Origin of the sequence: Parapedobacter sp. 2B3 (genome assembly GCF_041925275.1) — a bacterium.
In the GTDB taxonomy this organism is placed as follows: Bacteria; Bacteroidota; Bacteroidia; order Sphingobacteriales; family Sphingobacteriaceae; genus Parapedobacter; species Parapedobacter pyrenivorans_A.
Genome location: NZ_JBHEUZ010000031.1, coordinates 1 through 21656 on the forward strand (window position 1 = coordinate 1; position 21656 = coordinate 21656).

General features: G+C 46.9%; 13 protein-coding genes and 1 pseudogene. 12 read left to right on the forward strand and 2 right to left on the reverse strand.

The genetic code is table 11. The features are described from left to right. Positions 1-149 precede the first annotated feature (149 nt). The 5 genes and pseudogenes from pyrH to ACEVG1_RS20070 all read left to right on the forward strand — a co-directional run bounded on the left by pyrH (position 150) and on the right by ACEVG1_RS20070 (position 3289). Entirely contained in the window at positions 150-857 is a 708-nt protein-coding gene (pyrH, locus tag ACEVG1_RS20050; protein ID WP_374745513.1) for a UMP kinase, read from the forward strand. Positions 858-896: 39 nt separating this feature from the next. Further along, positions 897-1460: a ribosome recycling factor gene (gene frr / locus ACEVG1_RS20055; RefSeq protein ID WP_374745514.1), complete on the forward strand. Its 564-nt coding sequence runs from the start codon at positions 897-899 to the stop codon at positions 1458-1460. 84 nt (positions 1461-1544) lie between these two features. Next, positions 1545-1652 (forward strand): annotated as a pseudogene (locus tag ACEVG1_RS20060) (hypothetical protein); the annotation flags it as partial. Then, positions 1639-2253 carry an alpha-ketoglutarate-dependent dioxygenase AlkB gene (locus ACEVG1_RS20065; RefSeq protein ID WP_374745515.1) on the forward strand — a complete coding sequence of 205 codons (615 nt, stop codon included), beginning with the start codon at positions 1639-1641 and terminating at the stop codon, positions 2251-2253. The pseudogene ACEVG1_RS20060 and the gene ACEVG1_RS20065, both read left to right, overlap by 14 nt. A gap of 346 nt (positions 2254-2599) precedes the next feature. Further along, positions 2600-3289 carry a zinc metallopeptidase gene (locus tag ACEVG1_RS20070; protein ID WP_374745516.1) on the forward strand — a complete coding sequence of 230 codons (690 nt, stop codon included), beginning with the start codon at positions 2600-2602 and terminating at the stop codon, positions 3287-3289. A 756-nt stretch (positions 3290-4045) separates the two neighbouring features. Here the strand turns inward: ACEVG1_RS20070 and ACEVG1_RS20075 are convergent. Beyond that, positions 4046-4408 carry a hypothetical protein gene (locus tag ACEVG1_RS20075; RefSeq protein ID WP_374745517.1) on the reverse strand — a complete coding sequence of 121 codons (363 nt, stop codon included), beginning with the start codon at positions 4406-4408 and terminating at the stop codon, positions 4046-4048. Positions 4409-4730: 322 nt separating this feature from the next. Continuing rightward, positions 4731-5624, reverse strand: a complete 894-nt coding sequence (locus ACEVG1_RS20080) for an AraC family transcriptional regulator (protein WP_374745518.1) — start codon at positions 5622-5624, stop codon at positions 4731-4733. A 237-nt stretch (positions 5625-5861) separates the two neighbouring features. On the opposite strand from ACEVG1_RS20080, the gene ACEVG1_RS20085 reads away from it, so the two are divergent. The 7 genes from ACEVG1_RS20085 (at position 5862) to ACEVG1_RS20115 (ending at position 21656) form a co-directional block, all read left to right on the forward strand. Further along, complete coding sequence (locus ACEVG1_RS20085) at positions 5862-9035, forward strand: sugar-binding domain-containing protein (RefSeq protein WP_374745519.1); 3174 nt, start codon at positions 5862-5864, stop codon at positions 9033-9035. 232 nt (positions 9036-9267) lie between these two features. After that, a complete protein-coding gene (locus ACEVG1_RS20090; RefSeq protein WP_262245159.1) occupies positions 9268-12411 on the forward strand; it encodes a TonB-dependent receptor in 3144 nt (1047 codons plus the stop codon). Between the two features lie 12 nt (positions 12412-12423). Beyond that, positions 12424-14370, forward strand: a complete 1947-nt coding sequence (locus ACEVG1_RS20095; protein WP_262245157.1) for a RagB/SusD family nutrient uptake outer membrane protein — start codon at positions 12424-12426, stop codon at positions 14368-14370. A gap of 48 nt (positions 14371-14418) precedes the next feature. Continuing rightward, on the forward strand, positions 14419-15654 hold the full coding sequence (locus ACEVG1_RS20100) for a DUF5000 domain-containing lipoprotein (RefSeq protein ID WP_262245155.1): 1236 nt from the start codon (positions 14419-14421) through the stop codon (positions 15652-15654). 38 nt (positions 15655-15692) lie between these two features. After that, on the forward strand, positions 15693-16997 hold the full coding sequence (locus ACEVG1_RS20105; protein ID WP_374745520.1) for a DUF4998 domain-containing protein: 1305 nt from the start codon (positions 15693-15695) through the stop codon (positions 16995-16997). A 164-nt stretch (positions 16998-17161) separates the two neighbouring features. Continuing rightward, positions 17162-19288, forward strand: a complete 2127-nt coding sequence (locus ACEVG1_RS20110) for a hypothetical protein (protein WP_374745521.1) — start codon at positions 17162-17164, stop codon at positions 19286-19288. A 103-nt stretch (positions 19289-19391) separates the two neighbouring features. Further along, positions 19392-21656, forward strand: coding sequence for an alpha-L-fucosidase (locus ACEVG1_RS20115; protein ID WP_374745522.1), 2265 nt, complete (start codon positions 19392-19394; stop codon positions 21654-21656).

The window sequence follows — 21656 nt, forward strand, 5'->3', positions numbered from 1 at the left end:
CCTCTAATTCTTCCATGTGGTCCTTTTGGGATCACAAGTTAACACTTTTAAGGAAAATGGAAATCTGTCGTGCACCCAGTCATCGCTGGCAGTTAAAAAATTTCTTTTATCTTTGGCGCTTGGAAGTCCCCTTCCAAGAGAGCAAAAATATGAAATACAAACGCATCCTACTCAAACTCAGCGGAGAGGCCCTCATGGGCGACCAACAATACGGCATCGATATCAACCGCGTAGCCCAATACGCCAAAGACATCAAGGAAATCCACAGCAAGGGGATGGAAATTGCCATCGTTATCGGTGGAGGTAACATCTACCGCGGGCTCAGTGCCGAAAAGGCGGGGATGGACCGCGTGCAGGCCGACTACATGGGCATGCTGGCCACGGTGATCAACAGCATGGCGCTGCAGGATGCCCTCGAGAAACTCGAAATAAAAACCCGCCTGCTCACAGCCATCAAAATGGAACAGATCTGTGAACCTTTCATCCGCCGGCGGGCGGTGCGCCACCTCGAAAAAGGCCGTGTGGTCATCTTCGGTGCCGGTACGGGCAACCCTTATTTCACTACCGATACGGCAGCCTCACTCCGCGCCATCGAAATCAATGCCGATGTGGTACTAAAAGGCACCCGCGTAGATGGCATCTATACGGCCGATCCGTTGAAAGACCCCTCAGCGACCCGGTTTGACGAAATCACGTTCCAAGACGTGTATAACCGCGGCCTCAGCGTGATGGATATGACGGCCTTTACGCTTTGCCAGGAGAATAAACTACCCATCATCGTTTTCGACATGAACAAGCCCGGCAACCTGGCACGGCTGGCAAATGGCGAGCACGTTGGTACGTTAGTACGAGAATGACTATCTTTGTGACCAACCCATAATAATAAACGCATAACCATGGACGAACTGATATCCTTACAACTGGAAGACAGCACCGAGCAGATGACCAAGGCGGTGGCATTCGCCGAGACGGAGCTCACCAAAATACGGGCAGGCAAAGCCATGCCTTCCATGCTCGACGGTATTTTCGTAGATTATTACGGCACTCCCACGCCCCTGGCACAGGTAAGCAACATCAACACGCCCGATGCGCGTACGTTGGTGATACAACCATGGGAAAAAGCCATGCTGGCTCCCATCGAAAAGGCCATCCTCGATGCCAACATCGGATTGACGCCACAGAACGACGGTAATATTATCCGGCTCAACATCCCGCCGCTCACCGAAGAGCGCCGCCGCGATCTGGTAAAGAAGGTAAAGGAAGAAGCCGAAAAGGGCCGTGTTGCCGTGCGTAACATCCGTAAAGATGCCAACGACACCATCAAAAAACTGAAGGCCGACGGCGTATCGGAAGATGAGATCAAGGCCGGTGAAGGGGAAGTGCAGAAACTCACCGATAAATATATCGCCAAGGTAGACCAGCTGGCCGAAGCCAAGGAAAAAGACATCATGACGGTTTAAAAACCGTTCCATGAACATAAGACTGGAGACCCATCGGTGGAACACGCCCACTGATGGGTTTTTTGATTACTTCCGGCTCGGAAGCCATCAATTTTCTTTACATCGGAACAGGAGGCACAGCAAAATAATTACCGTCCCTGCGGGCATTGTTTGAGGGGAGCATATAAAAAATGGAAGAATGGATTTATTTAACCAAACCACAGATAAGTATAAAAATTGGTTGCCTTACGGGGGAACAGTAAATTATCACGGCAGGCTTTTATCCAAAGAACAGGCATACTTTTACCTGAACAGGTTATTGGAAACCATCGAATGGCGAAACGATGAAGCTGTTATTTTCGGAAAGAAAATCATCACCAAACGGAAAGTAGCGTGGTATGGCGAAAAACCGTTTGAATACACGTATTCCAATACCACAAAATATGCGTTGCCGTGGACAAAAGAATTGTTGGAATTAAAAACATTGATCGAAAAAGAAACAGGCGAACATTTTAATTCCTGTTTGCTTAATCTCTATCACAATGGGGATGAAGGTATGGCGTGGCACAGTGACGGGGAAACCGACCTGAAAAAAGACGGAGCAATAGGCTCATTGAGTTTGGGGGCGGAACGGAAATTTGCATTTAAACACAAACAAACCAAAGACAAAGTAGCGTTGCTTTTGGAACACGGTAGTTTATTGGTAATGAAAGACACTACGCAAACACATTGGCTACACCGGTTACCACCAAGCAAAAAAATAAAAACACCGAGAGTGAACCTAACGTTCAGAACGATTGTAGAAGGTGAATAGTATTATATAGTATACCCATACAGGCACACCTTTAAATAAAAGCATATTTACACAAGGAATACTCCATCACCGACCGCATTTCGAAGGTCTCAAGGGGACAGCCTGCCTAACATAAGTCCTCCTTGCAACTTTGTCATTATAATAACCTAAACCGCCCGACGGATTTGCAGGCAAAAAACGGATTTATTATATTCGTAACGACCACAAAACGCCATATCGTCAGCGAAAAGCGTTCGGTATGTTTTTTGTCCCATCGATGTGAAAGAGCAAGTGAGCCTGTGAGCAAGTGAGCAATGATTAGCGGGGGCAAAATGCAAAACAGCAAATAGCAAAAAAGAAAGATATTATGATAGGTTATTGGATTATTTTCGGCGGTATCATGCTTGTGAGCATGATCGTGCAGTGGCGCTTTAAGAGCAAATTCAAAAAATATTCCGAAACTCCGCTTAGCAGCGGCATGACCGGAAGGGACGTAGCAGAAAAAATGCTGCATGACAATGGGATATACAACGTGCAGATCATTTCGGCGCAGGGTCGATTGAGCGACCACTATAACCCCGCCAATCGCACGGTGAACCTGAGCCCGGAAGTATACAATGGCCGCAGTGTTGCCGCAGCAGCGGTAGCGGCCCACGAATGCGGCCACGCCGTCCAGCACGCTAAAGCGTATTCCTGGCTGCAGTTTCGCTCGGCGATGGTACCCATCGTGAGTGTGGCTTCCAATATGGTTACGTGGGTACTGATGATCGGTGTACTGTTGATGATATTTGCGCACAATCCATACGTACTGGCCATCGGCGTAGCGGCACTGGCCATTACCACGATATTCTCATTCGTAACATTGCCCGTAGAGTTCGATGCGTCCAGACGCGCATTGGCATGGCTCGACAGTAAAAACATCACACACAGCAGTGCTGAGCATGCAGGTGCGAAGGATGCCTTGTGGTGGGCGGCAATGACGTATGTGGTAGCCGCGCTATCGTCTTTGGTCACCCTGCTCTACTACGCCAGCATGCTGCTGGGCAGAAGGGATTAAGGGAATCACCTTGGCGCCGGGCAGGTGCCGTGTTGTTATTGCTGCTGCTGGTGGGCCTCCTCAACCGCCTGCTTTTCCGTTGACTCCATCGATTTCACCGTCAGACCGGGTTCGGGTTATGCCGGACTGGATTCAGGTTACGCCGGACTGGATTCAGGTTGCACCGACATGGGTTCAGCTTACGTCGGACTAGGTCCGTGCTATGTTGGGTTGGTTTCATGCTGCACCAACTTGGTTTCATGTTGCACCGGACTGGGTTCAGGTTGCGTCGGACTGGGTCCGTGCTATGTTGGGTTGGTTTCATGTTGCACCGACTCGGTTTCATGTTGCACCGGACTGGGTTCAGGTTGCGTCGGACCGATCTCGGCCGGGCGCTCCCTGAAATCGGTTGCGTTCCACATGGGTTCGGGTACGTTGTGCCCGAACCCATGTTGCGTTAACCCGGATCCAACTGGACTCGTACATAACCCATGTGCGTCGCACCCGGTTTCGGGTGCGCTACAACTTGATCCATGATCGTCCCACCTCAACCCATGTCGGTGCAACCCGAACCCAGTTGGGCCCCACCCGAGTCCATGCCGGTGCAACCCCAGTCCGGGTATGTTCAAAGTGGGTCCATGTCGGACCGACATGGATCCGGGTCCATTCCACCTGTGTCCGGTCGGACTTCACCCGGGTCCGGGTGACGTAGGGATGGATTCGGGTGGGGTCCGACCGGATTCGGTACGGTGTTTCCTGAACCCGTCTGGGCGTAGGTTATTCGGTTTGGACTATGACCATACCAACGATGGAACCTGTAAGGCTGTTGATGACTTCCCCGGCTTCTTCGAATACCAGTTGCTGGCCCACGAAACACATCGTCTCCTGCGCAAAACTGCTGATATTCATCGAACCGAGGCTCTTGGCCAGGAGATGCTCCTTGCATAGCTCTAGCTGCCTGAATCGTGTATGGAGTTCTTTTCTGTTTTTGTCTTTGGGTGCATCGCCCGTCGAAAGGGCGAAAATCTCCTGCTCAACCTCCTGCATCATCGAGGCATAACTGCTCTCGAATTGCTTCCTGTTTTGCGATGGTTTCTCGAACACCATGCACGTCTGCGCGGGGGGCATGAATAATTCCAAAAATTGAAAATCATATCTTTAAATCAACAGGCGATAAGAGTCATCCTCTTAAAACAATTTTGTTTCGTGTTGATGTTCATAGCGAACGCAAATGTTGGCCTACAGGCTCATTCGCTATCGGATATACAGAAAATGAATGCCATTAGGCATACCCAAGTACCAAGGTACCACGGGACACCCAAAAAGCACTAAGAAATCGGCTTAATGATAGCTATAAGCCGGGTTGGGGAAATAACCGTACAAAACAGGAGGAGCGACAGCAGATACTCACACGTAAAATCAACACGCTTTAATTATGAATACGCTCTTTGATTCAACCGTTTCAAATTGTTTTTTTCTTATAAGCCGCATTAAGTTCAATAATGTCCTTACGGTATCTTAATGGGCTTTTTTTTATGAACCGCTTGAAAAACTTGGTGAAGTTGGTCATGCTCTGGAATCCCGACGCATAGCAAATCTGCGACATGGTAAAATCTTCGCTCTGTAAAAGTTTGCACGCGTGGCCGATGCGGATTTCATTGACGAAAAGTGAAAATGTCTTTTGCGTTCGTGATTTGAAATACCGGCTGAAGGCATTGGGCGACATATGAGCCATGTCTGCCACGGTAGCCAGTTTGATTTCCGATGTGAAATTCTTCATCACATACTCATATACTTGGTTGATGCGCATTGCTTCATGTTGGTCATAGGAGTTTACGTAATGCGCATCAGCGAGGAGTTCAAATTCTGTTGTTTCTGATAATTCGTGCAAAATCATCAGAATCTGCGCCGCCTTTAGTAATTCGGGGGCATGCAGGGCTTCGTCTAGCATGGCGGCGATCCGTCTGTTGGTTTTTCCAGTGATTTTAATGCCCCGGGACGCGTGATCAAGCATTGTTTTGAATTTTTCTCCTCCGGTCCGATCAAGCAACTGTTTTTCTATCCAATTTTTTCGGAAGTATGTGACGATGGATTTGGCTGTTAACGCATCGTTATCATAGTACTCCCGGTCATTAAACCACGCATGGGGCAGGTTGGGACTTACCAACACCATATCGTGTTTCTTGAAATTCCCCACACTATTACCAATAATCCGTTTGCCGGAACTCTCGACCACATAAACCAACTCGTAGTCGTCGTGGAAATGATGTGTGTTGATAAAATAAGGGGCAGTGATCTCCTTCATCAGGAAATCACCTTTCAGGACAAAATCTAGGTTTATCAATTGAGGTTTCATATTCTCTTTGGCGAGCTTCTCATCAAAACTAAATATTTAACATTATAATGCCAAAAATTTCACTTTCTTTTCTGAAACGTGTTTGAATAGTGTTTTTTTTTGTTAAAAAAGTGAAAAAATCAGCTTAAATAATGGCCTTTATTTGTACGGATGATTGTAGACCCATAACATTGACATTTTGTGATTGCACTAAGTCGGATGATCACTATAGAGCGGTCGGAGTTGAAAAGTATAGCGATGAAGAGTTTACTTTGTTTCAGTGCCTTTTTGTTTTTATTCACTCGTTCGTTTTCCAACGAATTAATTCCGCTAACCGGACGTTGGAATGTTGTTTTAGACCATAGCGGTGTGGCGAAAGCGGCGGACTGGCAAAATTTGGATTTTAACGATACGATTATGCTTCCCGGGACCCTTGGCGATGCAGGTTATGGAACCCGTGCTAGCGTATCAGACTATGGCCGGCTTACCCCGTTGCACAAATACGTAGGCAAGGCCTGGTACCAGAAAAAGATAACGGTCCCCCGTCATTGGGAGGATAAACAGATTAACTTGCTGTTGGAGCGCGTTTTATGGGAATCAACTGTATTTATTGATGGCGAAGAAGTGTCTAAACTGAACGCACTGGGTAGTCCTCATCACCATGTTTTGGGTCACCTGGCTCGGGGAGAACATACGCTGACCATATGTGTAGATAACGACATGATTTACAATATCGGAGATAAGGGGCACGCGTACGGCGAATACACACAGACCTTATGGAATGGTATCATTGGGAAGATTGAACTGCAGGCATATGACCCTATCCATATCCGATCGGTAAATGTACGCGCTGATGTAGCAGCCAACACCATCAAAGCGAGGGTATCTATTGCCAACTTGCTGGCCGAGAAGGGAGAAATGACGCTGACGTTGCATGACGATGCAGGCAAGTTGGTTGCCAGAAGTAGGCAACAGGTAAATGCTGATTCTGTAATGGTTGGACTGGCCCCGTCTGTGGCATTAGTGCAGTGGAGTGAGCACAATCCGGTTTTATATATGTTGACAGTGGAGTTGAAAGTGGGTAAGAATAGAAGCAGTAAACGGTTGAGCGTTGGATTCAGGGAAGTGACTAAGCAGAAGAATCGTATCCTGCTGAATAACCGGCCTGTATTTCTGCGCGGTAATAACGATTGCGGATTATTTCCATTAAAGGGTTATCCACCGATGGACATCGATGAGTGGAAAGCTATTTTCGCGAAATACAAGGCGTATGGATTGAACCACGTCAGGTTTCATTCGTGGTGTCCGCCCGAAGCAGCATTTGAAGCGGCCGATCAGATTGGCATATATATTCAAGCGGAGGCCGCTGTTTGGATTGATTCCTGGATGGAAGTCGATATGAGTGAAAAGGGAAGGGCGGAGTTGGCTACCCGGGGTAAACCATTGGGGTTGGGAAGGGGCGACCTGGCCAAGGATGATTTTGTAAAACGTGAATTGGCGAATATTGTGAATTGGTATGGGAATCACCCGTCGTTACTTATGGTATGCGTGGGGAACGAGCTAGGTAGTTCCGATTTCGAGGAAATCGGCCGCTGGGTGGAAGCGTTGAAGGCTAAAGACTCAAGTCGGCTATACGCCGCCTCCACGGCGAGAACGATCACGCCTTACTGCGACTATGCAGTCACTCATGATTATCCGTCGCTGGGACAGGTGCGCCAAAGGATGTATAACCATAATAATTGGGATTATGAAGAGCTGCTGAGTCAAGTTGCCGTACCGACCATTGCACACGAGATCGGACAGTGGCCTACACATCCCGTCTGGGCTGAAAACACAAAATACCAGGGCAATCTCAAAGCGTGGAACTTAGACCAATTGGCGCAGCTGGCTAAACAGAAAGGGGTTCATGGGTTGGATTCGCAATTTCGGTTGGCTTCAGGGAAGCTGGCCTTGCTGCTTTATAAGGATGAAATAGAATCGTATTTGCGCACACCGTCTGCCGCAGGCTTTCAATTGTTGGGGATGCAGGATTATACTGGCCAAGGCGAGGCATTAATTGGTTGGTTGGACGCCTTTTACGATGAAAAGGGTATTACTTCTCCGTCCGATTTCAAACAGTTTTGCAACGAGGTGGTCCCACTGGTAAAGCTAACTACATACAGCTGGAAAGAGGGGCAGACCATGAATGTGCCCATGTTACTTCACCAATATGCCGCAGCATCGATAGCCGGCAATCTGTGTTGGGATTTAAAAGATGAACATGGAAGTATATTGTTAAGCGGAAGTTTAGGGCAGAAGGTGTTCGAAAGTGGACAGTTGCACCAAGCGGGAACGATAGAGGCAATCATCCCCGAGGGTCTGGCGAATACACAAATAACACTACATGTCTGGATTGAAGGTACTGGATACGCAAATAGTTGGCCGCTTTGGATTTTCCCGAGCGAGACCGATCTGATAGATAGTAATGATATTTTTATAACAGGCGCGTTTGATGACACGGCCATAGCTGCGTTGGCAGCAGGGCGCAGGGTATTGTTGATCGCGAATAATTTGGGCCCTACCGAGAATCGGGCGCTCGCGGCTTGGAAACCACTGTATTGGTCGGCAACTTTTTTTCCGGGGCAGGGCATAAAAACAATAGGAGCGCTTATCCAGCACGATCATCCCTCGTTTGATCATTTCCCAACATCGTATTACTCTAATTGGCAATGGTGGAATATCGCGGCGGGTGCGCGCGGGTTCCTACTTAATGACTTCCCCGAGACTTACATGCCGATTGTCATGCCGATTAGTGATTTTCACTTCAGCGATCGGATAGGGTCGATATTCGAAGTGACTGCCGGGGGCGGCCGACTATTGGTCTGCGGTTACGATATCAGCGAGGCCAATCAGTCCATCGAGGCCAAGCAACTCCGGTATAGTATTTTAAAGTATATGGAGAGCAATCGCTTCAGTCCGGAGGTAGACATGGATTTATTGCAGTTGGGAGAATTATTTGAGCAGCCGGATAACCAACAGGAAGCCCCGGCGCTCGCCGATGTGCTGTTGTCCGTGTTGCCCGGCCCCGAAACAGATGGCCAAAGTGTTTATCGCAAATCAATGGACCAGGTACTGATTGGCGATACCAGCTCATACGAATTCTACAACGTAGTTTATCAGAAAGACGAGCATGCTGCCGGGTGGAGCGGTAATGATATTCGATTGGTCGTGAAGGTCCCACAGGGGCTGTTGGGCGATTTGAATGTGGTCTTCCGAGAAATAGGGAATGAGTGTAGCATCAAAATCGAAAACCGACACTATTCGTTGGCCCACACAAATGGAGCGTATGCGTTGCATTTGCCGATTATGCGGGAAGATACGCAGGATGGGGAAATTGTGATGGAAGTTAGCGGTGAAGTCACGCTGCAAAAATTTGAAGTTTTTACTAAATGATTAGGTAACCACACTTGTTAAAATAGTGTTAAAAATGAATGAATAAGTGGCTATTTTGAACTTTGCTTATACCAATCTTTGTATTGACTATATTATAAATAATCTTAAATGCTGATTAACTAAGAAGCCGTGACCAGAATTGGTGAAATGCTTGATAAGGCTGATGCCGGTTGTTGTATTTAAAAGGGCAGACATTTTCAATAATAAACTAATTATGATCGATAGAATTTTTATGAAAAGGAAAACTACACGAGTGCTTGAAACACTGAGAAGTTTATGTATCGTGTCCATAGCGATATGGTGTATAATACCCTTAAGCGTACGAGGGGCTACTAGCCATCAGCAACGATCGATTTACGGCACTGTGTATGTCGACGATGAGGCTGTACCGGGGGTGTCGGTGAAAGTAAAGGAAAGGCCTTCTGTTGGTACTTCGACGGATTTGAATGGCAAGTTTGTCTTAGATGTTTTAGATACCGACAGTATACTGATAATTTCATTTGTGGGCCACCTTACTCAAGAGGTTCGGATTGACCGGCAACGCTCAATGGACGTTCACCTCGTCAAAGACGTGCAACAGATAGAAGAGGCTGTAGTGGTCGCTTATGGTACGCAGAAGAAGACGTCTGTTATTGGGTCTGTTACGTCGATAAACCCCACCGAATTGAAGGTGCCCTCTAGTAACTTGACGACAGCGTTGGCGGGTCGGCTTGCCGGGTTGATTGCTTATCAGCGTAGTGGCGAGCCTGGACTCGACAATGCGGAATTTTTTATACGTGGTGCTACCACATTTGGGTACAAAGTAGACCCACTAATTATGATAGACGGCATGGAATATTCAACGACGGAATTGGCCAGATTGAATATCGATGATATTGCGGGGTTTTCTATATTGAAAGATGCAACTGCAAATGCACTTTATGGAGCAAGAGGAGCCAATGGCGTAATTCTGATTACGACGAAAGAGGGTAGAGAAGGGAAAGCCAGAATGAGTATACGCTTGGAGAATTCAATCTCCTCGCCCACACGGATGGTTGAAATGGCTGACCCCATTACCTACATGAAGTTACATAATGAGTCTATCCTCACTAGAAATCCGCTGGGTGTAGCCCGTTATCCGCAAGGCAAAATTGACAATACCGAGGCCGGATTAAACCCCGAAGTATTTCCCGCATTGGATTGGCGAAAAATAATCTTCAAGGAAAATACCCTTAACCAGCGGCTGAACTTTAACATCCATGGAGGAGGACAAATCGCCACTTACTATATTGCGGCTGCGGCCAATGTGGACAAAGGAAACCTGAAAGTTGATCAGCGGAATAATTTCAATAGCAATGTAGATTTAAAAACGTATTCGTTGAGATCTAACATCAACGTGAGATTAACGAAAAGTACTGAATCAATGATCCGGATGTTCGGGACATTCGATGACTATACTGGACCTTTGGAAGGAGGGGCTGAAATCTACCAAAAAGTTGTTAGATCAAATCCGGTTTTATTTCAACCGTACTATACACCTGTTGGCGACGTTGCCGATGTAAATCATATACTATTTGGTAACTATGATACGGGAAATTTTCTTAATCCTTATGCCGACTTGGTGAAAGGCTATCGTGAATACTCCAGAACGCTGATGGGTGTTCAATACGAGTTAAAACAGGACCTTTCGATGCTAATACCCGGGTTGTCGCTCCGTGGAATGCTAAACACAAATAGGCAGGCTTTCTTCACTTTGAGTCGCTCTTATAATCCATTCTATTATCGGTTGTCGGGATATGACCGGTTAAGTAATCGATATGTCTTGAATGCCATTAATCCCGAGACAGGGACGGACTATTTAAGTTATGAGCCGGGCGAGAAGTTAGTGTCTTCCACATTCCATAGTGAAGCTGCGGCGAACTACAACGGCTCGTTTGGTAAGAGCGGCGTTTCTGCAATGCTTTTATTTATAGCAAGGAGTTCCGTTAATAGTAATGAAGAGACGCTACAGCAGTCATTGCCTTATCGCAATGCGACACTAGGTGGTCGGTTGACATATGATTATGATGACAGGTACTTTGCTGAGTTCAATTTTGGTTATAATGGATCTGAGCGTTTCTATAGGACTGAGCGCTTTGGATTCTTCCCTTCTGCTGGTGTTGCCTGGAATATATCAAATGAGCCTTTTTTTGAAAGCACCCAGCCAATAATTAATAAACTGAGACTAAGAGCAAATTACGGTTTGGTGGGGAATGATGCAATTGGCAGTGCAGACGAACGCTTTTTTTACATGTCCGAGATCAATATGAACGATCCTAATTATGCAGTCGCTTTTGGGCGTGGGGGGGCTGTTGTGAGAAATGGAATTTCGTTTTTGCGGTACGAAAATCAAGCAATCACCTGGGAAACTGCAAAAAATTCCACCATCGGGTTAGAGTTGGGCCTATTAAATCAATTAGATCTGATAGCCGAATACTTTTTTGAGAATCGCACAAATATTTTAATGACAAGGGCCTCAATACCCAAAACATTGGGACTCCAAGGGAGTGTTCCGAAAGCTAATGTCGGAAAGGCTAAATCGAGGTCTTTAGATATCAGCTTGAATTATAATAATACTTTTTCAAACGGTTTTTATCTATCGGCCCTTGGAAACCTAACGTATGCTAAGAACGAGTTCGTTGCATATGAAGAACCGATATATGCCAATCAATGGTCCTATCGTGCTGGTAGACCTATTCACCAGTTTTATGGATATATTGCCGAACGGCTATTTGTAGACGATGAAGAGGTGCGGAACTCACCCACCCAGATTTTTGGTGATCAGCCAACCAGAGGGGGTGACATTAAATATCGCGATATAGATAACAATGGCTTCATTAACGAAGATGATATGGTGCCGATCGGCTTTCCCACGGTTCCGGAAATTGTGTTCGGCTTTGGATTCTCGGCCAAGTATAAGCAAGTTGACTTCTCTTTATTTGCACAGGGGTCCGGGCGCTCATCGTTCTGGATGGATCCGGTTGCTACTTCACCTTTTGTTGATGATAAGCAATTGCTGAAGGCATACGCTGAGAATCATTGGTCAGAAGACAATAGCAACAATCTCTACGCATTGTGGCCTAGGTTGAGTAATGTCGAAAATGGAAACAATACCCAACCCAGCACATGGTTTCTTCGTGACGGGTCATTCATTCGGCTCAAGCAAGTAGAAATCGGTTATACAGTTCCCAGCACGTGGTTGAAGTCAATCGGAATCGATAATTTCAGGTTATACATGAATGGAACCAACCTCGCTGTGTGGAGCGGCTTCGATATGTGGGATATCGAGATGGGCGGAAACGGTTTAGGTTATCCATTGCAGCGAGTGATAAATTTTGGTCTCCAACTAGAACTCTAAACTAATTATAGTATGAAAAATATAACGATGCGTTCGCTAACACTTTCTGTTTACTTATTGACTTTAGGAGCGTGTAGTAATTATTTGGATGTAATGCCAGATAATGTGCCTACGATTGAACATGCATTTTCCCTACGAAGTTCAGCCGAAAAATTCCTCCATACCTGCTATTCTTACTTGCCTGGAAACGGTTCGTGGAGTACCAATCCTGGGTTTAGCTCCGGTGATGAAGTGTGGTATTACTCCCCGATTTCGGCGCAATACAGTTCAGACTATATAAGTCTGGCAAGAGGGCTGCAAAATGCTACAGATCCTATTGGAAACTATTGGTCTGGACGCCGAAGCGGTAAACCCTTGTACGAGGCTTTGCGTACCTGCAATATTTTTCTTGAAAACATTCACAAAGTGCCCGATATGGAGCCGTTTGAACAGCAACGGTGGATTGGTGAGGTAACCTTTTTAAAAGCGTATTATCACTTTTTGCTAATGCGGATGTACGGTCCTATCCCATTGATGAGGGAGGCGCTACCGATCTCTGCTGCGTCAGAAGAGGTGCGTGTTTACCGGGCACCAATTGATGAATGTGTAGATTATGTTGTATCGCTTCTGGATGAAGCTATAACGAATGAATCGTTACCGAACCGAATAGCGGGCACAGAGACTTCAGAATTAGGAAGGATAACTAAGGCAGTAGTTTATGCTATTAAAGCGAAGGTATTAGTGACTGCAGCTAGCCCGTTTTTTAATGGTAACACAGACTATAATAGTCTTTTGGTCGATGCGAAAGGTAGCCCATTATTCAATCCTCAATATAATGAACAAAAATGGGAGCGAGCAGCAACGGCTTGTAAGGAAGCTATCGCATTTTGTGAAGCGAACGGTTACGGACTGTCTAGATTTCGGGGCAATTCCAGTTATGTAATCAATGACACGATCTCGACACAATTGGATATCCGATCGGCATTAACGGAAGTTAATGATAATATTGAGGTTATATGGCCGAATGTGAACTCGTCGGTGAGCAAAAACCAACACCTCTCGATGCCTAGACTTTCGTCATATGTGTTTTCAGGAAATGACCCGTGGGGATTGATTTCTCCAACACTCAAACTCGTCGAAAAATACTATACGAAAAATGGTGTGCCGATTGAAGAGGATACATCTTGGGATTACAACGAACGGTATTCGCTCCGGATTGCCGGGGATGAGGACAAGTTTATAATCGCTGATGGGGAACAAACTGTAAATCTCCATTTTGATAGGGAACCCCGTTTTTATGCATCGATTGGCTTTGACCGAGGTATTTGGTTCGGCAACTGGGAGGGCAACTACAATGTAAATGCCGCAGGTGGTTTGTTGTTTCCTCGGGCGCGATTTGGAGAAATATCGGCAAGGATTGACGTTGATGGGTATGTGATTACGGGCTATTGGCCGAAGAAGTTGGTAAACATAGAGACTTTTGCAAGCCGGTCTACTGGAAATATGCTGGCAAATATTAGACCTTATCCTTGGCCGGAAATAAGAATGGCCGACCTATACCTATTAGCCGCCGAGGCGTCGAATGAATGGGAGGGTCCTTCGGATGAGGCACTTAGTTGGGTAAACCTGGTTAGGGAGCGTGCCGGACTTCAATCTATTGAGTCGAGCTGGACAGCGTTTTCCTCTAATCCCGACAAGTTTCGATCAAAGGAAGGGTTAAGGGCCATTATTCAACAGGAACGAACAATCGAGCTGGCGTTTGAGGGTGTCAGGTATTGGGATTTGCGAAGATGGAAACGCGCGCATGTTGATCTTAATGAACCCATTGTAGGTTGGAATATTGAAGGTGAGACGGCTGCCACCTACTACCGAAGAACAGTGTTGTTTAATCAACAATTTAGAATACAGGACTATCTATGGCCAATTGAACACGCAGAATTGCGTATCAATGGGAATTTGACGCAGAACCCGGGCTGGTAAATAGTTACGAACATTATAAATATCAATTATTACGAAAATATAGTAATTATGAACGCAGTTAAATTTCTAGGTTGTCTCGTGTTGCTGCAAGGCATGTGGCTTTCCTGCTCAGACGGCGAATTTGGCCCCATTAATGAGGGAGGAGAAGTGCCGGGGCCTATTAGCAATCCCAGTGTAGAGAATTTGTCAGGAGGGGCACGGATTACGTATACTTTACCTCAAAACAAAGACATACTCCACGTAAAGGCGGTGTTCGATCGGAATGGCGAAGAGGTGGAGACAATTACCTCCTATTATAATAACTTCATCAAAGTGGAGGGGTTTCCCAATACTTCGGAACGTGTTGTTAAGCTATACGTTGTTAGTCGCAGTGGAAAGTCATCTGAGCCGGTATCTGTAGTTATCCACCCCACTGCTCCCCCCATTGAAAAAGTATTTACAAGTCTCGACCCGAAGGTATCATGGGGAGGCTTTGTCTCCAGATATACCAATGAGGAAGAGGAAAGTGTAGCTATTTTTGCAGTTAAATTCAATGTTGAAAACCAATTATGGGAAGATATCGGTGGCCATTATACGTCGTCGGCCACTGGGCGGGTTGCTATTCGAGGAATGGAGGACCTTGAAACGAAATTCGGACTGTATGTTAGGGATCGATGGGACAATCACTCAGATACGTTGCAGTTTGAATTGACACCTTGGTTTGAGGAGGAGCTGGATCGTACAAAAATTATGGATGCTAGGGGGCGCTATCCCGTGCCGCAAATTGCGCCATTACCCATGTCCGGAAGACCCCTCGTGGAAATGGTTACTTACCAACCTCAATTTCCTTTCTCCGCGATGTTTGATTTCAATACCAGTGGCACGTCTTCGATGTTCCACTCAGCTATATCCGTCGACCAACCTTCATGGCTACCCATGGATTTGGGTGTCGAAGCTCGGCTTAGTCGGTACAAGATTTGGCAACGGGCTGATTTTGATTTCGAATTTTCCGTGTCGAATCCTCGCGAATGGGAGCTTTGGGGTACGAATACTCCGGAAGACGTAAATAGCTGGATTAAACTGGATCATCGCGTTATGGTGAAGCCATCCGGGCTTCCTTTCGCTATGCTTTCACAGGAAGATACGGAGGTAGCCGAAGCCGGCCAGGAATATGAGTTTGAAGACGGAATACCCGCCGTAAGATATATTGCATGGAAACATATCAATAGTTGGTCTTCTGCGCGGGCACCGCAAGGCGGGTTTCACCTGTCCGAGTTGACATTTTTTGGGCAGTCCATCCAATAGGAGTCGCCTGCTTTCTATAAATCATAATGAGCATTGAAATGAAGAATAATTTTCCGATCGTAATTTTATTACTCGCAGGTTGTGCTAGTTTGGGAATGTTAGCATGTGAACGACATGAGGATACATACGCTCAATATTTGGAGGGCGGGGAAAGAATATATCCAGCACGTGTGGATTCGTTAAGAGCTTTTCCTGGTAAGAACCGAGTAGGGTTGCAGTGGTTATTGGTATCCGATCCCAATATTGTGGAATGTATGGTGTATTGGGATTTTAAATCAGATTCGTTATCCATTCCAATAAATCGCAGAGAAGGTATTGATACTGTGAATGTGATTATCGATGAATTGCCTGAAGATTTCTATACGTTTGAAATTTTTACCCGAAATTCAGAAGGACAGATTTCACTGAAGTCTGAAATCAATACGTTTGCGTATGGCGAACAGTACATTAATTCGCTAAGCAATCGGACGGTTCGGGCAGCCACTTATCGAGTAGATCTGACGCCGTCCGGTGATCTGGCTTTCGGTGGGCTTTCTATTGAGTGGTATGATGCGGCTGATGAGGTGGTGGAAGTAGAAATTGGCTATACGGATGAAAATGGCCACTTAGTCACTATAACGGATACGCTTCTGAGCACCGAAGCACCAGAAGACCAAAATATGTCGACGTTACCCAGTTATCAGCTAGGTACGAATTTTAGCTATCGTACAGGCTACAAGCCTCTTCCATCTGCCTTAGATGTCGTGTACACGCCGTATGAGGATGGTTATACCAATGAGGATGAAATTCCCAACGACTTGATACTCGATAAGCAAAGGTTTCGGACCGCACTGCTGTGGGGCGATATCACTGGTGCTAACTTTGGCGGTGATTTGGCCAAATTATGGAATAATAGCGCTGCTGTTGGTGACTGGTACCATTCGGCAACGGGTGAGCCGTTCCCCCATATGTTTACGGTTGATTTGGGAGTAGAGGCAATATTGTCGTCGGTGAGACTTTATCCCCGTATCGAGTGTTGTTATGATGTTAATCCGAAGGTTTTTGAATTTTGGGGGATCAGTGACACTACGAATGCTGTGCCATCACTACCCGGAAGCGATCCGAATTGGAAGCAGGAGGCATTGGATAAAGGCTGGACCCTCTTGAAACGTGAGGTGAGGACCAACCCTGACGAAGCATCAGGTAATGCGCCGATTGATGTAACGATTCCTTCAAACATCGCTGTTCGCTTCGTTCGCTATCGGGTTGAAGAGACGTATAGTAACACATATACGCATTTGACGGAATGGGATATTCGTGCCAGCGGGGTAATAAAGGGGGTGCCGACGCCGACTGGACAATAGTGCATACTGAACATAGGAATTATACTATTCAGAAAAAGACGTATTTTGAGGTGAGAAGGTTGGTTTTATTTTTTTTGGCTTACATAATCGGCATTCATGGTGCGTTTGCGGTAGAACCCAATCAGACCGCCTTCCGTGAAGCCAAGGCAGTTTGGCCCGTCGGAATGGAAAAAGAAAAAAACCTCACCGTCCATTTTCGGGCAGTGATTGACCATACGATGGGGCAAAATACGCGGTTAGCGATCACGGCTTCGTCAGCGTATAAAGTCCACGTTAATGGCCGGTTTCTGGCACACGGGCCCTGCGTGGCGGCTCACGGCTTTTTTCGTCTCGACCAATATCACTTTAGCCACCTATTGCAAGATGGCGAAAACCTGATTGCTATCGAGGTTGCAGGTTACAATATGCCTTCGTTTTATTTGCTCGACCAGCCTGCTTTTTTGCAAGCGGAGGTTATAGCCGATGGAGAAGTACTGGTGGCTACCGGATCCGACATCGGTAAAAAAGAGTTTGAAGCGCGGATTTCCGGCCAACGGAAGCGGGATGTAATCCGATACAGTCATGCCCGGCCTTTTACGGAGTATTATATACTGGACGATATGAGCCATGACTGGAAGACAAACAAAAAGGCAGCGTTTGAAGCCGTTGAACAACACCGGACGGAGGAAAAGGAGATCATACCTCGGGGGGTAAAGTATCCAGACTATTCCGTCATCGCGGCAATCGGAAGCATTGGTGACTCCATATACCGTTTTCCATATAACGCGACAGGATTCCTCGGTTTTACCTTACAGGTCTCTGAACCTTCCGAGCTCGTGGTGTATTTCGATGAAATTCTCAAGTATGATGACGTCGATCCGACGCGACTAGTATGCCAGAATTATTTAATCTACGAACTACAACCGGGTACCTATTCCCTAGAGACGTTCGAGCCCTATACCATGCAATACGTCAAACCTGTTTTCAGGCGGGGAAAAGGTCGTATTTCCGACTGGTATGTTCGGCAATACGTGAGTGCTGATGTCGCCGGATCTTCGTTTGGCGCATCTGATCCCAGACTAGAAAAAGTGTTCGAAGCGGCTCGCGAAACCGTAAGGCAAAACGCATTGGATGTGTTAACGGATTGCCCCTCGCGAGAGCGTGGCGCGTGGCTTGGTGATGGCTATTTTGTGGCGAGGGCGGCGGCGACCATCTCCGGCAATACGCTCGTGGAGCGGAATTTCTTCCAGAATTACTTGTTGCCTGCCAGTTTTGACAATGTTCCGGATGGCATGCTGCCTATGTGCTATCCATGCGACCATCCCAATGGATTGTTCATCCCCAATTGGGCCATGTGGTTTGTTATTCAGTTAGAAGAGTATTACACCCGTAGCGGAGACGTTGAGATGGTTCACGGGTTGAAGGAACGTGTTGCCAAACTCATTGCTTATTTCGATGGGTTTCTTAATAAGGACGGGCTATTGGAAAATCTTGAAAAATGGGTTTTTCTGGATTGGTCAGCATCTAACGATTTTACAGCGGGAGTTAATTATCCCACGAATATGCAATTTGCCCGCGTATTGGAAGCGGCTGGCAGACTATACGGCAACCAAGCCTGGAAAGACCAAGCCCGGCACATCAAAAGCGTGGTGCTTGAGCAAGCTTTCGACGGCCGGTTTTTTCGTGACCATGCAGTGAGGGAAGGGGGCAGCCTTGTGGTTCAGCCGCCAACTACCGAGGCATGTCAGTACTATGCATTTTATTTTGATGTCGCAAGTCCGGAATCGCACCCTTGGCTGTGGCGGGTCATCACCGAAGAACTTGGACCGAAAAGGTATCGAGACAACCATGTAAACCAATACCCAGATGTGTATTTGTCCAATACGTTTATGGGTGAATACATGAGGATGGAATTGCTGTGCCGTTACGATGAGGTGCCGCGGTTTATCGAAGAAAACACGGCTAATCTGATGAAACAGGTAGAACTTACTGGAACGCTATGGGAGCAGCAGTACCGTACCCTTAATACCAGCTGTTCCCACGGTTTTGCCGCCCACGTCGCCTACTTGTACCAACGTGCCTTGGCCGGTATTGATGAAGTCAACGTATTGGACAGAAAGATTCGATTGGTGTTTAGAAACACCGGCTTGGATTGGTGCGTGTATGAAGTGCCCCTTGACGAGGGCACCCTCTCGATCAGTTGGAAAATCGAGGCGGATGGCCTTGCGTATTCGCTACAGGTGCCTAACGGGTACGGTGTCGAATTAGTGAATGAAACGAATTTACCCGTATATGCTATTGCTAACCATTAATTTTATGCTTTTGAACAATTTGATTTTTCGCTTTTTCCCGGTTCTTTTTTGCGCATTAATCACGTTACCAGCATTTTCCCAAGGCGATTGGACAAATCCGATTGTGAAACAGGGACGCTTGGGCTCACCGTTGGTGGAAGTTTCACCATTTGTCTTTGATGATAGGTTATACTTGCTGGAAAACAATCAACGGTTTTGGGATCTTCCCGATGGAAAGCCCGGCGATAATTTCCATGAAGATGAAGTCAGAATCAGGGATGTTGCTTCTGGAGAGCTGGTTTCCGTTCCCTTAACCAACCACGGATTCGGTACGGTGTTGGTGTGGAACAACCGCGTCTATATTTTTGCAGGCAACTATGGACGAGGCAAACCTTGGCGCCAAATGACCTCGATAACCATGACCAGCTCTTCCGACTTGAAAAACTGGACAGAGCCCATAACCGTGCTAGAGGCAGATCCGGGCGAATTCATCTATAACACGGCTGTCTGCAGGGCGAACGACCAATTTGTCATGCTCTACGAAACGAACGATGCCCAATGGCCTCCATTTACATTTAAGTACCTCACTTCTTCCGATATGGTGGAATGGGACGTGGTCCCTGATGGTATCTACGGAAGGGATAAATATGTGGGCGGACCCGCATTGTATTTTGAGGATGGTTGGTACTATACACTGTATTTGCAAATTGTAGAAGGCGGATTTGAGACGAGGATCACCCGTTCGCAGGATCTTGTGAATTGGCAGGACGCGCCCGAGGATCGGCCGTTTGTGACGTTTGATCCTTCCCACCAGGATATTCCATTGCTCCATCCGAATGTTCGGGAGAATAACGCGTCGGACGTTGAGCTGTGTTATTTCAAAGGGCAAACCATCCTGTATTTTACGGGAAGCGACCAAACAACTGCGGGAGATTTGCAATGGGCCATTTATGAGGGTACTCCTCGGGCTTTATTTGAGTATTTCTTTGAAGGCGTTGAATCTAAATTGGTGTCTGATACCACCCCGCCAGAACATCGCGGAGACTGGGCGCCGGTATTGATCGCGCCCACCGGACAGCAACGTTCGGGTGATAGCAAAGCAGCTGCCGACTCGGATTATCCCACACCGCAACAGCTGGAGTTGCAAGAACGCCAGCTCGGTGCTTTCATCCATTTCGGCCCGGCTACATACATTTATTCCGATATGATGAGCGTACCGGAAGTAGAAATTTTTAATCCGACCCAACTCGATGCAGAGCAGTGGGTGAAAACCGCAGTATCATTTGGTGCTAAGCATGTTGTGCTGACGGCAAAACACCACAACGGCTTTTGCCTGTGGCCAACCAAAACAACGGACTACTCCGTTAAAAATGTACCGTGGCGGGATGGCCAAGGCGATGTAGTCGCCGAATTCGTTGCTGCCTGCCGGAAATATGGAGTGAAACCGGGGCTATATATTTCGTCGGGTGATAAATACTTAGGTTGCACAAGTACACCCGACCCGATGGGCGAACGAAAATTGGTAGGCGATATCGATACTTATTTTCCGGTTTTTTTTGAGCAGGTACGGGAACTACTCACCAACTACGGTGCAATTGATTATGTGTGGTTTGACGGAGCACACGATCCGTTTGGATGGGATGTTAGCCACCCGGAAACGGGGTTGCCATTGGGAACTGCCTATGGTGATGCCATAAGGGCGCTAATTCGTAATTTACAACCACAGGCAGTGGTTTTTGGTGGAACCCAGCCCGATGTGCGGTGGTCTGGTAGCGAACAGGGATGGGCTTCTTATCCCCTTTGGAACGTTATAAGGGATGGGGAGCAACTGCAGAATTGGGTTGGTCCCCAGAATACGGGCTGGATACCTGCCGAGGCCAATATACACCCCAGAAGTACGTGGTTTTGGACACCCGACTCCGACCATACATTGCGGGATATCCCGTTTATGGAAGAGGTGTACTTTCAATCGATTGGAAGGGGAGCTAATCTGCTGATAAACATGTCTCCGGATACGAGTGGCCTTGTTCCTCCCGCGGAAGTTGAGTTCCTCAAGAAATTCGGCAAACACCTGGAGCACACATTCGGCACCCCACTGGTCATCAAAGATTTTCCGCAAATGGAAGGCGACAATTATATCGAACTAACAATTCCTAAAAATGATGTCCGGGTCATTGAACTGGTGGAAGATATCAAGCAGGGTCAACGGGTAGCTAGGTACTCGATTGACGCATTGGTCAATCAGGAGTGGAAAACAATCAGCGAAGGCCAAAGCATCGGCCGGCGGAGGCTTGAAAGGCACGACTCGCTCACGACGGACCGCCTGCGGATCCATCTGGTGGGGAATGGAACCCTGCCACCCGTAATCAAAAAAATTGCCGTGTATTAG